Annotated in this window: 14 protein-coding genes; 8 read left to right on the top strand and 6 right to left on the bottom strand. The window is 65.3% G+C overall.

Annotation, left to right across the window (positions count from 1 at the left end; all coding sequences use genetic code 11):
- Positions 1 to 8 precede the first annotated feature (8 nt).
- The 4 genes from LDJ84_RS19545 to LDJ84_RS19530 all read right to left on the bottom strand — a co-directional run bounded on the left by LDJ84_RS19545 (position 9) and on the right by LDJ84_RS19530 (position 4,187).
- Complete coding sequence (locus LDJ84_RS19545; protein WP_226045300.1) at positions 9 to 530, bottom strand: DUF3592 domain-containing protein; 522 nt, start codon at positions 528 to 530, stop codon at positions 9 to 11.
- Positions 531 to 673: 143 nt separating this feature from the next.
- Positions 674 to 1,084: a PA2817 family protein gene (locus LDJ84_RS19540; RefSeq protein WP_024763871.1), complete on the bottom strand. Its 411-nt coding sequence runs from the start codon at positions 1,082 to 1,084 to the stop codon at positions 674 to 676.
- 74 nt (positions 1,085 to 1,158) lie between these two features.
- Entirely contained in the window at positions 1,159 to 1,575 is a 417-nt protein-coding gene (locus tag LDJ84_RS19535) for a PA2816 family glutamine-rich protein (RefSeq protein WP_226045299.1), read from the bottom strand.
- A 119-nt stretch (positions 1,576 to 1,694) separates the two neighbouring features.
- A complete protein-coding gene (locus LDJ84_RS19530; RefSeq protein ID WP_024763873.1) occupies positions 1,695 to 4,187 on the bottom strand; it encodes an acyl-CoA dehydrogenase in 2,493 nt (830 codons plus the stop codon).
- A gap of 240 nt (positions 4,188 to 4,427) precedes the next feature.
- Here LDJ84_RS19530 and LDJ84_RS19525 point away from each other — a divergent pair, with 240 nt between their 5' ends.
- From LDJ84_RS19525 to LDJ84_RS19510, 4 genes are all read left to right on the top strand, one after another.
- Positions 4,428 to 5,087, top strand: coding sequence for a transglutaminase-like domain-containing protein (locus LDJ84_RS19525; RefSeq protein WP_038803516.1), 660 nt, complete (start codon positions 4,428 to 4,430; stop codon positions 5,085 to 5,087).
- A gap of 129 nt (positions 5,088 to 5,216) precedes the next feature.
- Complete coding sequence (locus LDJ84_RS19520; protein ID WP_024763876.1) at positions 5,217 to 5,834, top strand: glutathione S-transferase; 618 nt, start codon at positions 5,217 to 5,219, stop codon at positions 5,832 to 5,834.
- Between the two features lie 105 nt (positions 5,835 to 5,939).
- Positions 5,940 to 6,872 (top strand): ABC transporter ATP-binding protein, encoded by a 933-nt coding sequence (locus LDJ84_RS19515; protein WP_024763877.1) that lies wholly within the window; start codon positions 5,940 to 5,942, stop codon positions 6,870 to 6,872.
- The gene (locus tag LDJ84_RS19510; RefSeq protein WP_024763878.1) at positions 6,869 to 7,648 is read left to right on the top strand and encodes an ABC transporter permease; all 780 of its coding nucleotides are present in this window, start codon (positions 6,869 to 6,871) and stop codon (positions 7,646 to 7,648) included. The genes LDJ84_RS19515 and LDJ84_RS19510 overlap by 4 nt, the downstream gene beginning before the upstream one ends.
- 203 nt (positions 7,649 to 7,851) lie before the next feature.
- Here LDJ84_RS19510 and LDJ84_RS19505 read toward each other — a convergent pair whose 3' ends face one another.
- Together LDJ84_RS19505 and LDJ84_RS19500 are read right to left on the bottom strand one after the other, a co-directional pair.
- Entirely contained in the window at positions 7,852 to 9,168 is a 1,317-nt protein-coding gene (locus LDJ84_RS19505; RefSeq protein ID WP_196912547.1) for a heavy metal sensor histidine kinase, read from the bottom strand.
- Positions 9,165 to 9,845, bottom strand: a complete 681-nt coding sequence (locus tag LDJ84_RS19500) for a heavy metal response regulator transcription factor (RefSeq protein ID WP_024763880.1) — start codon at positions 9,843 to 9,845, stop codon at positions 9,165 to 9,167. The genes LDJ84_RS19505 and LDJ84_RS19500 overlap by 4 nt, the downstream gene beginning before the upstream one ends.
- Positions 9,846 to 9,971: 126 nt before the next feature.
- Here LDJ84_RS19500 and LDJ84_RS30735 point away from each other — a divergent pair, with 126 nt between their 5' ends.
- From LDJ84_RS30735 to LDJ84_RS19485, 4 genes are all read left to right on the top strand, one after another.
- The gene (locus LDJ84_RS30735) at positions 9,972 to 10,103 is read left to right on the top strand and encodes a co-regulatory protein PtrA N-terminal domain-containing protein (RefSeq protein ID WP_263987020.1); all 132 of its coding nucleotides are present in this window, start codon (positions 9,972 to 9,974) and stop codon (positions 10,101 to 10,103) included.
- A 171-nt stretch (positions 10,104 to 10,274) separates the two neighbouring features.
- On the top strand, positions 10,275 to 10,817 hold the full coding sequence (locus tag LDJ84_RS19495; RefSeq protein ID WP_024763881.1) for a plastocyanin/azurin family copper-binding protein: 543 nt from the start codon (positions 10,275 to 10,277) through the stop codon (positions 10,815 to 10,817).
- A 10-nt stretch (positions 10,818 to 10,827) separates the two neighbouring features.
- Positions 10,828 to 12,510: a copper resistance system multicopper oxidase gene (locus tag LDJ84_RS19490; RefSeq protein WP_226045298.1), complete on the top strand. Its 1,683-nt coding sequence runs from the start codon at positions 10,828 to 10,830 to the stop codon at positions 12,508 to 12,510.
- 9 nt (positions 12,511 to 12,519) lie between these two features.
- Positions 12,520 to 13,227, top strand: a complete 708-nt coding sequence (locus tag LDJ84_RS19485; protein WP_024763883.1) for a copper resistance protein B — start codon at positions 12,520 to 12,522, stop codon at positions 13,225 to 13,227.
- The last annotated feature ends 42 nt before the right edge of the window (positions 13,228 to 13,269 follow it).

The following is a 13,269-nucleotide window of genomic DNA, read 5'->3' as shown; positions in this document are numbered from 1 at the left end:
GTGCCGGCTCAGGCTGCTGCTGGCTCCTCGCGGGGGACGAACAGGCGGCGGGTGGCCAGCAGGTGGATGATGAAGCCGATCAGTGAGGCCCCCAGCAGGCCCACGCCCAGGCGGGTGAACATGCCGCCGGTGTCGGAGAGGTCCTGGAGGCGGTCCAGGCGGTCGAAGTGCGCCGGGTCGGCGTTGGCGTAGGCGATCTGCAGCACGGTACCTTCGGGGTACTTGTCGGCGTTGCTACCGGCCACGTCGAAGCGGCCGATGTAGGGCTGGCCCTTCACTTCGAACTGGTAGGTGAAGTGGTACATCTCCTTGGTGCGCCCGCGACGGCCGCGCTCCTCGGTGACTTCGTCCAGCACCAGCGGCGCGCTGACCACGGAATGGTCGGCGAGGATGCGTTTTGCGCGCAGGTGGTCGCCGATGGCGGTAAGGCACATCACCACGACGAAGCCGATGGAGAAAAGGGTGCAGATGATGCTGGAGACGCGGCGGACCTTGTCGTGGGCCCCTTGCGAGATCTTGAAGCTGAGCATGACGTTCCCTGCCTTTGTTTGAATAAGTAACAAAAGGCTACGGGCGGGGCGCCCCGGGTGTCCTTGTCAGTTTGTCAACCGCGCGCGGCGGGCGCTGGACAGAATGTCCGTGGCGCGGCGGCAGTCGCCGCGCCAGGCGGGGATCAGTGCTTGGGCGAGTCGTCCGGCAGGGCCAGTACCTGCTTCTCGCGGTTCCAGTCGAAGGGTTCGCCGTTTTCTTCTGCTTCGAAGCGGCGCTCGTCGAGCTGCTGGTACATCTGCAGTTCTTCGTCGGGCATGAAATGCAGGCAGTCGCCGCCGAAGAACCACAGCAGGTCGCGCGGCACCAGGTGGGCGATCTGCGGGTAACGGTGGAAGACCTGGCTGATCAGGTCCTGGCCCAGGTATTGGGCGCCTTCGGGGTCGCGCGGCAATTCCAGCATCAGTTCGTCGAACCGTTCCAGGAACAGGCCGTGGTTGTCCTCGGGAACCTGCTCGGCTTCGCCCAGCGCGCCGAGGATCATGCGCAGGTGGTTGAGCAGGGCAATGTGGTGGTCGAGATAGGCGCTGGCCATGGGAGTTCCTCTGGAGCTGTATTCAAACGGCTGCGGAGTATATCGGGTTTCGCCCGTGCTGCCGCCGGGGATGATCAGCGGATCGGGCGCATCTGGATCTGCCGGCGCTGGTTGTCGATCTGCTGGCGCTGCTGGTCGAGGATGCGTTGCTGCTGTTGCAGTTGGTCCTGCTGCAGCTCGCTCTTCTGCCGCTGGATCATCTGGTCGCTCTGCCGCCGCTGTTCGTCCCAGCGGCGTTGGCTGTCCTGCTGGCGCTTGAGGTTGTCCTGCTGTATCTGCAGGCGCTGGTTCTCGTAGTTCAGGCGCTGGCGGTCCAGTTCGTTCTGCCGTAGCTCGGACTGGCGGCGCAGGCTGTCCTGCTGTTGCTGGATGGGGTCGATGAGCGGACTGGGCGTGGGGGCCGGGCGCGGGCGGCTGGGATAGAGCCAGGGATCGGCCTGGGCGGCGCCGACGAGGAAGATCGCCAGCAGCGGAAGGAGGAATCGGCGCATGGGAGGTATCTCCATGACAGGGTTGCCCCCAGTGTGCACCTGATCATTGCGCTCGGCATTGCTTTGCGTCGGACAAGGAAAAGGGCGCCCGAAGGCGCCCTATGCGTGAAGCCTGTAGATCAGTCTGTGGTGGTGGTCGGTTTGCTCGCCGGCTTCTCCTTGTTCGATTTCTCGCTGGCGGATGTCTTTCCGGCCAGTTCTTCCTTGGAGAAATCGTCCACATCGATCACCGCCCGGCGGGCGCGCTCGGCGGCATGCAGGGTTTCAGCCTCGGTCGCCTCCAGCACGCCGGCCTCGCGGGCGGCGTCGATGGGCGATTGGCCTGGCTTGGGATCAACGCCGTGTTCCTTGAGGGCCTTGTGCAGTTTCTTCTGCAGCGGTGCGGCGGCGGCAAGTTGGTCGTAGGCGATGGTGAGCTTGGCGACCGGATCGTCCTCTCCGCTGGGCAGGTAGGCGCCGGCAAGGATCGCCTGCAGCGCCGGGTCGCTCAGCGGGCGGCCGAGGATATCGGCGATCTCGGCATCCAGCGCATCGCCAGGGCCACGGTGGCGGCGGCCCAGCGGCAGCACGAGCACGCGCAGCAGGCAGGCGAAGGCACGGTTGGGGAAGTTGTCGATCAGGTCGGCCAACGCCGCTTCGGCCTTCTCCAGGTTTTCCTCCATGGCCCAGCGCAGCAGCGGGTGGAGGTAATCCGGGTTATCCAGGTCGTGGTAGCGCTTGAGCGCGGCGGAGCCCAGGTACAGGTGGCTCAGCGCATCGCCCAGGCGCGCCGACAGGCGCTCGCGGCGCTTCAGCTCGCCGCCGAGCATCATCATGCTGAAGTCGGCGAGCAGGGCAAAGGAGGCGGCGAGACGGTTCAGCGCGCGGTAGTACGGGCGGCTGACGCGGTCGCCCGGCACCTGGTCGAAGCTGCCGAAGCCCAGGCCCAGCAGCAGGCTGCTGGCGGCGTTGCCGACGGCGAAGCCGATGTGGTCGAGCAGCAGTTCGTCGAACTCGCGCTCGGCCTGGTCCTGGTCTTCGCGGCGGGCCAGTTCCATTTCCTTCAGGACGTATGGATGGCAGCGGATGGCGCCCTGGCCGAAGATCATCAGGTTGCGCGAGAGGATGTTGGCGCCCTCGACGGTGATGAAGATCGGCGCGGCCTGCCAGGAGCGGCCCAGGTAGTTGTTCGGGCCCAGGATGATGCCCTTGCCGCCGTGGATATCCATGGCGTGGGCGATGCACTCGCGGCCGCGTTCGGTCAGGTGGTACTTGAGGATGGCCGAGAGCACCGAGGGCTTCTCGCCCAGGTCGACCGCGTTGGCGGTGAGGATGCGCGCGCTGTCCATCAGCCAGGCGTTGCCGCCGATGCGCGCGAGCGCTTCCTGGATGCCCTCGAAGGCCGACAGCGGCACGTTGAACTGCTCGCGTACCTGCGCATAGCGACCGCTGACGTAGCTGCCGGCCTTGGCGGCGCTGGTGCCCACCGCCGGCAGGGAGATCGAGCGCCCCACGGACAGGCAGTTCATCAGCATCATCCAGCCTTTGCCGATCATTTCCTGGCCGCCGATGATGTAGTCCAGCGGCACGAATACATCCTTGCCGGAGTTGGGGCCGTTCATGAAGGCGGCGCCCAGCGGCACGTGGCGGCGGCCGATCTGCACGCCGTCGGTGTCGGTGGGGATCAGCGCCAGGGTGATGCCGAGGTCTTCTTCCTCGCCCAGCAGGTGGTCCGGGTCATGGCACTTGAACGCCAGGCCGAGGAGGGTGGCGACGGGGCCAAGGGTGATGTAGCGCTTTTCCCAGGTCAGGCGCAGGCCGAGGACTTCCTGGCCTTCCCACTGGCCCTTGCAGACCACGCCGACGTCGGTCATGCCGCCGGCATCGGAACCGGCCTGCGGGCTGGTCAGGGCGAAGCAGGGGATTTCTGCGCCGGTGGCCAGGCGCGGCAGGTAGCGCTGGCGCTGGGCGTCGGTGCCGTAGTGCAGCAGCAGTTCGGCCGGGCCGAGGGAGTTGGGCACCATCACGGTGGAGGCGAGGTCGCCGCTGCGGGTGGCGAGTTTCATTACCACCTGGGAGTGGGCGAAGGCGGAGAAGCCCTTGCCGCCGTATTCCTTGGGAATGATCAGGCCGAAGAAGCCCTGGTCCTTGATGAAGGCCCAGGCCTCGGGCGGCAGGTCCATGTCCTTGCCGACCTGGTAGTCGTTGATCATCGCGCAGAGCTGTTCGGTGGGGCCGTCGACGAACGCCTGCTCCTCCTCGGTCAACTGCGCGCGGGGATAGGCGAGCAGGGTATGCCAGTCCGGACGGCCGCTGAACAGTTGACCGTCCCACCAGACCGTGCCGGCCTCGATGGCCTCGCGTTCAGTCTCGGACATCGGCGGCAGGGTCTTCTTGAACCAGGCGAACAGCCGCGAGGTGAACAGGCTGCGGCGCAGGTCGGTGGCGAGAATCGTCACCGCGACCACGGCCCAGATCAGCCAGAACAGCACCATCCAGCCGTGGGCGTGGCTGAACAGGCTCATCAGCACGAGGTACACGGCGACGATGCCGAGGGCCTTGAGCGGCGAGGCGCGGCGGTGCGCGAGCCAGGCAACGCCGAGGATCAGGACGAGTAACCAGACGAGCAGCATGCGGATTCCTCCATGACAGCCCGCCCCGGCGGCAGCGCGCCGTGGTGGGCTTGGTGACGAACAATGCGCGCGCAAAGCGACGGGCGTGAACACCCTTCACAATGCACCGGAAGCTTAGCTGGCCGAGCGGGACCGATGGCCGCATGGCCGGACAGCTTGGCCGGATCGCCTTGTCGGGGAGCCGATCCGGCTGGTTAGACTGGTGGCGCCATCAAGGACGACCAGCCCGGAGACAGAGCCATGCAGCAGTACCTCAAGCCCAGCCGCTTCGTTGATAGTGACCACCCCGGGGTAATCGAGTTCGCTCTAAATCATCGGGGCGACGGCGGTACGCCGCTGGAGCAGGCGGTGGCGCTCTATTACGCGGTGCGCGACGGGATTCGCTACAACCCCTACGTGTTCAGCCGCGACCCGCAGACCCTCAAGGGCAGTCACGCCCTGGAAAGCGGGCAGTCCTACTGCGTGCCCAAGGCCACGTTGCTGGCCGCTTGCGCCCGGCACTGCGGGATTCCCGCGCGCATTGGCCTGGCCGATGTGAAGAACCACCTGGCCACGCCGCGCCTGCTGGAGTTGCTGCGCAGCGAGGTATTCGCCATGCACGGCTACACCGAGCTGTTCCTCGAAGGCCGCTGGGTAAAGGCCACGCCGGCCTTCGATATCGGCCTGTGCGAGGCCTTCGGCGTGCTGCCGCTGGAGTTCGACGGGCGCAACGACAGCGTCTTCCACCCGTTCAATCGCGACGGCGAGCGGCATATGGAGTACCTGCGCGACCACGGGCAGTTCCCCGACGTGCCCGAGGCGTTTTTCTTCGGTTACCTCCGGCAGTGTTACCCGCATCTGTTCACCGGTGAAGACGCACCGCTGCAGGGCGACATGCGCAGTGAAGCAGCCAAAGCATGAACGCAATCGATAGTGACCATCAGTAGCTGTGTCTTTTTTCCTCGCGCCGTTGCCGGTAGTGTGCCGTCATCCGAAATCGCGTCCGTTGGGCGCGTGACCATCGAATGACGACAACAAGAGGGGCGCAGTATGCTGAAGATCTGGGGTCGGAAGAATTCCTCCAACGTGCGCAAGGTGCTCTGGTGCGCGGAGGAGGCGGGTCTGGCCTATGAGCGGATCGACGCCGGCGGCGCGTTCGGTGTGGTCAATGACGCGCCTTATCGTGCCCTGAACCCCAATGGCGTGGTGCCGACCCTGGAGGACGAGGGATTCGTCCTCTGGGAGTCCAACACCATCGTCCGCTACCTCGCCGCGCGCTACGCCCCGGACCTGTACCCGCAGGACCTGCAGCAGCGCGCCAGCGCCGAGAAGTGGATGGACTGGACCACCTCGTCCCTGGCCGCGCCGTTCCGCACCGTATTCTGGGGGACCGTGCGCACCCCGCCGGAACAGCGCGACCCGGCTGCCATCCAGGCTGCCCTCGATATCTGCGCGGGCCTGTTGGCAATTCCCGAGGCGGTGCTGGCAAAGCAGTCATACCTGTCTGGCGAACAGTTCGGTATCGGCGATATTCCCCTGGGCTGCTTCATCTATGCTTGGTTCGAAATGCCCATCGAGCGCCCGGCGCAGCCGCATCTCAAGGCCTGGTACGAGCGCCTGAAGGCACGCCCGGCCTACCGTGACGCCGTGATGACCGACCTGACCTGAGTCCCTGCGCGTGCCCCGAAGGTTGCAATCCTCGCGGCGTGCCCTTATCAAGCAGGCCTTTTCCAGAGACGTGCGTCTTTCCACCGACTTGCAACGGGAAAACCCATGAGTTCCGCGCTGTCCATCCGTCAACTGACGAAGACCTACGGCAACGGCTTCCAGGCCCTCAAGGGCATCGATCTGGACGTCGCCGAGGGCGATTTCTTTGCCTTGCTGGGCCCCAATGGCGCCGGCAAATCCACCACCATTGGCATCCTCTCCACCCTGGTGAACAAGACCAGCGGCACGGTCAATGTGTTCGGCCATGACCTGGACAAGGATCCCTACGGCTTGAAGCGCTGCCTGGGCGTGGTGCCCCAGGAATTCAACTTCAACCAGTTCGAGAAGGTGTTCGACATCGTCGTCACCCAGGCCGGCTACTACGGCATCCCGATGAGCGTGGCCAAGGGGCGCGCCGAGAAGTACCTGACCCAGCTGGGCCTGTGGGACAAGCGCAACTCCGCCTCCCGCGAGCTCTCCGGTGGCATGAAGCGCCGCCTGATGATCGCCCGCGCGCTGGTCCACGAGCCGCGCCTGCTGATCCTCGACGAACCCACCGCCGGCGTGGACATCGAACTGCGCCGCTCGATGTGGAACTTCCTTACCGAGCTCAACGGCGAAGGCATCAGCATCATCCTCACCACGCACTACCTGGAAGAGGCCGAGCAGCTGTGCCGCAACATCGCGATCATCGACCACGGCACCATCGTGGAGAACACCAGCATGCGCAAACTGTTGAACAAGCTGCATGTGGAGACTTTCTACCTCGACCTGCAGGGCACGCTCAGCGAGACGCCCAGGCTCGACGGCTATCCGGCGCGGCTGGTGGATGACCACACCCTGGAAGTGCAGGTGGACAAATCCCTGGGGATCAACGGTCTGTTCGTCCAGCTCAATGCCCAGGGCGTGCAGATCCTGAGCCTGCGCAACAAGAGCAACCGGCTGGAGGAGCTGTTCGTGTCGCTGGTGGAGAAGAATCTGTCGAAGGTGGCGGTATGAGTCACGAACTGCGCGCCAACTGGGTCGCCCTCAACACCATCGTCTACCGCGAAGTCCGCCGCTTCCTGCGCATCTGGCCGCAGACCCTGCTGCCGCCGGCGATCACCATGGTTCTGTACTTCGTCATCTTCGGCAACCTGATCGGCCGGCAGATCGGCGACATGGGCGGCTTTACCTACATGCAGTACATCGTGCCCGGCCTGATCATGATGTCGGTGATCACCAACTCGTACGGCAACGTGGTGTCGAGCTTCTTCGGCAGCAAGTTCCAGCGCAACATCGAGGAGTTGCTGGTGTCGCCGGTGTCGCCGCACACCATCCTCCTCGGCTTCGTCTGCGGTGGTGTTCTGCGCGGATTGGCGGTGGGCGTGATCGTCACCATTCTGTCGCTGTTCTTCACCGACCTGCAGATCCACCACCTGGGCATCACCGTTCTGGTGGTGGTGCTGACGGCGGCGATCTTCTCCATGGGTGGCTTCGTCAACGCGGTATTCGCCCGTAATTTCGACGATATCTCGATTATCCCGACCTTCGTGCTGACGCCGCTGACCTACCTGGGTGGGGTGTTCTACTCGATCACGCTGCTGCCGCCGTTCTGGCAGACCGTGTCGCTGGCGAACCCGATCCTGCACATGGTCAATGCCTTCCGCTATGGCATTCTCGGGGTGTCGGACATCCGCATCGGCACCGCGGTGATCTTCATGCTGGTGGCTACCGTGCTGCTCTACGTGTTCTGCGTGCGCCTGCTGGTGAGCGGGCGTGGGATGCGCCAGTGAGTGACGCATTGCGCTGATGCCAAAAGGCCCCGGTTGGGGCCTTTTAGTTTTTTGGGCCAGCTGGAACTTCGCTGCATTGGTTTGCCCTCACCCCAGCCCTCTCCCGGAGGGAGAGGGAGCCGCGCGTGCCGGCTGATGCCTTGGTTTCCGCCTATTCCGTACAGTCCCCTCTCCCTCTGGGAGAGGGTTAGGGTGAGGGGCTCTTAAGCGGGAAACTCGATAACGAACCGCGTCCACCCACCAGCCGACTCGCAACGAATCTCCCCGCCATGGGCGCGGATGATGGAGCGACAGATCGCCAACCCCAGTCCGGCGTGCTCGCCCTGGCCCTCGCGGCGGGCCGGGTCGGCGCGGTAGAAACGGTCGAACAGGCGCGGCAGGCGCGCGGCGGGAATCTCCCGGCCGGGGTTTTCCACGCTCAGGCGGCCCGGCTCCAGGCGTACGCGAATCTGCCCGCCGTCCGGGGTGAAGCGCAGGGCGTTGTCCAGCAGGTTGGCCAGTACCCTGCGCAGCAAGGCACGGTCGCCTTGTACCGACAGCTCGCCGTCGCGCCCCAGGCGAATGGATTTTTCCTCGGCCAGCGGTCCGTAGAACTCCAGCAGTTCGTCCACTTCGGCGGCCAGAGCCAGAACCTGGCGGTTCGGCGCGAGCAGGCCGTGGTCGGCCTTGGCCAGGAACAGCATGTCATTGACCATCGCGGTGAGCCGTTCCAGCTCCTCCAGGTTGCCGTGCAGCGCTTCGCGGTAATCCTCCAGACCGCGCGAGCGCGAGAGCACTACCTGGGTCTGGGTCAGCAGCCCGGTCAGGGGCGTGCGCAGCTCGTGGGCGATGTCGGCGGAGAAGGCCGACAGGCGCTGGAAGGCTTCTTCCAGGCGCGCCAGCATCGCGTTCAGTTCGCCGGCCAGGCCGCGCAGCTCCTGCGGCATCTGCCCGGCGTCGAGGCGGGTCGTCAGCGAGTGCGCGCTGACCTGGGCCGCCACTTCGCTCATGCGCCGCAAGGGGCGCAGGCTGGCGCGGGCCGCCCAGGCGCCAAGCAGCGCGGTGGCCAGGGCGGAGAAACCCATGGTCATCCAGATCAGGCGCTGCATGCGCTGCAGGAAGTGCTGGTGATGGGTGATGTCGAGGATCAGGGTGAGTTGCGCACCCTGCGGATTCCCGGCATCCAGCGGCGCTTGCAGTTCGCGGTAGGCGGGGGCTTCGTCGCTGGCCATGTTCATGGCGGGCAGTTGCCAGAACCAGCGTTGGCCGTCAGGGCCCTGCAGGCGCAGGCCGAGGTCGGGATGGCGCTCCAGTTCGCGGCGCAGTTCGGTGTCGTGGGGGGCGAGTTGTTCAGCACTGCCTACACCATTCAGTACGTCGCGGAAGATCGCCAGCTTGCCGTTCAGCAACTGCTGGTCCAGTTCGATGAAGTGTGCCTCGCTGGCGCGGCTGAAAATGAGGCCGGCCAGCAACGACACGGCGGCGGTGCAGGCGGCGAACAGCAGGCTCAGGCGCAGGCCGAGGGAGAGGCGGGCGCTCATGCTTCGCGCTCTTCCAGCACGTAACCCATGCCGCGCACGGTGTGGATCAGGCGTTGCGGGAAGTCGTCGTCGACCTTGGCGCGCAGGCGGCGGATGGCGACCTCGATGACGTTGGTGTCGCTGTCGAAATTCATGTCCCACACCTGGGAGGCGATCAGCGACTTGGGCAGCACCTCGCCGCTGCGGCGCAGCAGCAATTCCAGCAGGGCGAACTCCTTGGCGGTCAGGTCGATGCGCTTGCCGGCGCGCTGTACGCGGCGGCGCAGCAGGTCAAGCTCCAGGTCGGCCAGTTGCAGGGTGGTTTCCTGAATCTGCTGGCCGCCGCGGCGCAGCAGGGTGCGGACGCGGGCGAGCAGTTCGACGAAGGCGAAGGGTTTCACCAGGTAATCGTCGGCACCCAGTTCCAGGCCGCGCACGCGGTCTTCCACGGCGTCGCGGGCGGTGAGGAACAGCACCGGCACCGCGCTGCCGGCCTGGCGCACCGCCTGGAGGATCTGCCAGCCGTCGCGGCCGGGCAGCATCACGTCGAGGATCAGCAGGTCGTGCTCGGCGGCCAGGGCCAGTTGCAGCCCCTCGTCGCCATCGGCGGTCAGGTCGACGGCGAAGCCGGCCTCGCTCAGGCCCTGTTGCAGGTACTGGCCGATGCGGGGTTCGTCTTCGACGATGAGGAGTTTCATCCGGGTATCCATTCAGGCGCTCGGGGCGCGGCTGTCCTCAAGGTAATGGGGCGGTCAGCGAACTGACAGTGTCGGTATCGCAGACTGGCAGCGCATTCATTTTCAAGCGTCATTGAGGAGGCTGCCATGCACCTGATCATCTCCGCGCTGTTTGCCGTGCTGTTGTTCCCCGTCACGCCCGCCTGGGCTGACGGAGGAGGGGACATCACCTTCCAGCGTATGCAGGAACAGGCCGCCAAGGCGCGCCAGGTCTGCTGATTTCGCTTCATCGTGCTGCCCCTTGCCCGCCCTTCGGCGGGCTTTTTTCGCCCTCTTTATACCCGGTATCGGGCAAGCGAGCGCCAAGCTGACAGAGTTGTAATCTTCCCGACAGGTAACCCTCAGCCGCCGACAGCGACCATGGCCACCATTCCAGAAAGGAGATTCGCCATGTCCCTGCGTCATCTGCTCCAAGCTTCCGCCCTCGGCCTCGCCGCCGCTTTCAGCCTGCCGGCCCTGGCCGATACCGGGCACACCTACGACTTCGGCAAGCCGGCCCAGGCCGCCCAGGCCACCCGAACTGTGGAGATCAAGCTGGGCGAGATGTTCTTCGAGCCGGAGAGCATCGACGTGAAGCCGGGCGAGACCGTGCGCTTCGTCATCCACAACACGGGCAGCCTGCTGCACGAATTCAACCTGGGAAGCGCCGCCATGCACGCCGGCCACCAGAAGGAAATGCAGCAGATGATGGATACCGGGATGCTCACGCCCACCGGCATGCAGCACGACATGAGCCAGATGGACCACAGCAAGATGGGCCATGGCGACATGCCGATGATGAAGCACGACGATCCCAACAGCGTGCTGGTGGAGCCGGGCAAGAGCGCCGAACTGACCTGGACCTTCAGCAAGGCCACCAGCCTGGAGTTCGCCTGCAACATTCCGGGGCATTACCAGGCTGGCATGGTCGGCAAACTGACCGTCAAGCCTTGAGCGCGCCAAGATGATTCGCGCAAGGGATTGGGCTCTGGGGGCGCTGCTGCTGCTGGCACCGTTGGCGGTGCAGGCGGGCGTGTATGACCTGACGATTGGCGAGGGCGAGTTGAAACTGTCCGATGGCGCACGCAAGGCGCTCACGGTGAACGGCCGGACGCCCGCGCCGGAGTTGCGCTTCAAGGAGGGCGAGGACGTCGAATTGCGCGTCACCAACACCCTCGATCGCGACACCTCGCTGCACTGGCACGGGCTGATCCTGCCCTACACCCAGGATGGCGTGCCGGGCATCAGCTTTCCGGGTATCAAGCCCGGCGAGACCTTCACCTACCGTTTCACCGTGAAGCAGTCCGGCACCTACTGGTACCACGCCCACAGCGACTTCCAGGAAATCGAGGGCCTCTATGGCCCGCTGGTGATCGAACCGAAGTCGCGCGAGCCCTACCGCTATGACCGCGAGTACACCTTGCTGCTCGCGGACTGGCACGACACGAAGCCGGAAACCGTGTTCGCCAACCTGAAGAAGCAGAGCGACTACTACAACCATAACCAGCGAACCCTGGGGGATTTCATCGCCGACTCCAGTGCGAATGGTTTTCTGGCGACCCTGCGCGACCGCCTGGACTGGGGCGGCATGCGCATGACACCGACGGACATCGCCGACATCGCCGGCTTTCGCTTCCTGGTCAATGGTCAGGACAGCGAACAGAACTGGACCGGCCGGTTCAAGCCTGGCGAGCGAGTGCGCCTGCGCCTCATCAACGGCTCGGGCATGAGCTATTTCGACTTGCGCATTCCCGGCCTGAAGATGACTGTGGTGCAGGCCGACGGCAACGACGTGCAGCCGGTGACGGTGGACGAACTGCGTATCGCCGTGGCCGAAACCTATGACGTGATTGTCCAGCCGCAGGAAGACCGCGCCTACACCTTCTTCGCCGAAGCGATGGACCGCAGCGGATACGCCCGTGCCACCCTGACGCCGCGCGAGGGGCTGGTCGCCGAGGTGCCGGTTCTGCGCGAGCGGCCGTTGCTGACCATGGCCGATATGGGCATGAGCCACGGAGGCATGGATCACGGCAGCATGGCGATGGGACATCCGGAAGGTTCGGACATGGCCGGCATGGATCACTCCAAAATGGCCGGCATGGATCATTCGCAGATGGCTGGGATGGATCATTCGACCATGGGCGCCGCGGCGCCGAAGTCCGACTACGCCCCCGGCAGCGGTCTGACCCCGCAACCGGCCGAGCCGGGCAATCGCCTGCTGGTCTACGCGGACCTGAAAGCCATGCGTCCCTACGCCGACTACCGTGCGCCGGATCGCACCATCGAGTTTCGCCTGACCGGCAACATGGAGCGCTACTTCTGGTCCATCGACGGCAAGAAGTACTCCGAGGCGGAGCCGATCCGCCTGACCTACGGCGAGCGCGTGCGCATCCGCTTCGTCAACGACACCATGATGACCCACCCCATGCACCTGCACGGCATGTGGATGCAGCTGGACAAGGGCAATGGCCGCTTCAACCCGCTCAAGCATGTGGTCAGCGTGGCGCCGGGCAGCACCCTGGACGTCGACGTACCGGCCGACGCGCTGGGCGAGTGGGCCTTCCACTGCCACCTGATCTACCACATGGCCGCCGGCATGATGCGCAAGGTCATCGTCGAGCCGGCACCCGCCAGCGCCAGTCTCTGAGGACCCGCCATGAAACGCATTGCAACGGTGGCCTGCGCGGCGACCCTGGGCCTGGCCTTGCCCGCAGAAAGTGCCGAGATGGACGACATGCCGATGGGCTCGCTGCTGATCCAGCGCCTGGAAAGCCGCTTCCACGGCAACGACCAGGCCCTGGGCTGGGAAGCCCAGGGCTGGTACGGCACCGATTACCAGAAGCTCCGTCTGAAGCTGGAAGGCGAGCGCGATGCCGGCGGCCCGACCACCGACAATGAGGTGCAGCTGCTCTACCAGCGAATGGTCGCGGATTTCTGGGACTGGCAGGTGGGTGTGCGCCATGACGACCAGCCGGGACCGTCACGTACTTACGCCGTGCTGGGTATCCAGGGCCTGGCACCGCAGTGGTTCGAGGTGGACGCCAACCTGTTTCTCAGCGAGCGCGGCGATCCATCCCTGCGCCTGGAGACCGAGTATGAGCTGCTGCTGACCCAGCGGCTGATCCTCGAGCCATCGCTGGAATACAACCTGGCGCTGGCCGATGACCGGGATATCGGCGTGGGCGCGGGCGGCAGCGAGCTGGAGGCGGGTTTGCGCCTGCGCTACGAAATCCGTCGCGAGTTCGCCCCTTATTTCGGCTATGTCTGGAGCAAGACCTATGGCCGCAGCGGCGACATCGCCCGCGCCGAAGGCGAGGATGACGAGGAGGGCTACTGGGTCGCGGGCGTGCGGATGTGGTTCTGAGGGTAGGTTGCTCTTCATAGAAGCGAGCTTGCTCGCGAACGG

It is taken from the genome of Pseudomonas sp. HS-18 (genome assembly GCF_020401845.1).
Classification (GTDB): Bacteria; Pseudomonadota; Gammaproteobacteria; order Pseudomonadales; family Pseudomonadaceae; genus Pseudomonas; species Pseudomonas nitroreducens.
Note: the sequence above shows the minus strand (reverse complement) of the source record. Positions and strands in the feature narration are given on the sequence as shown.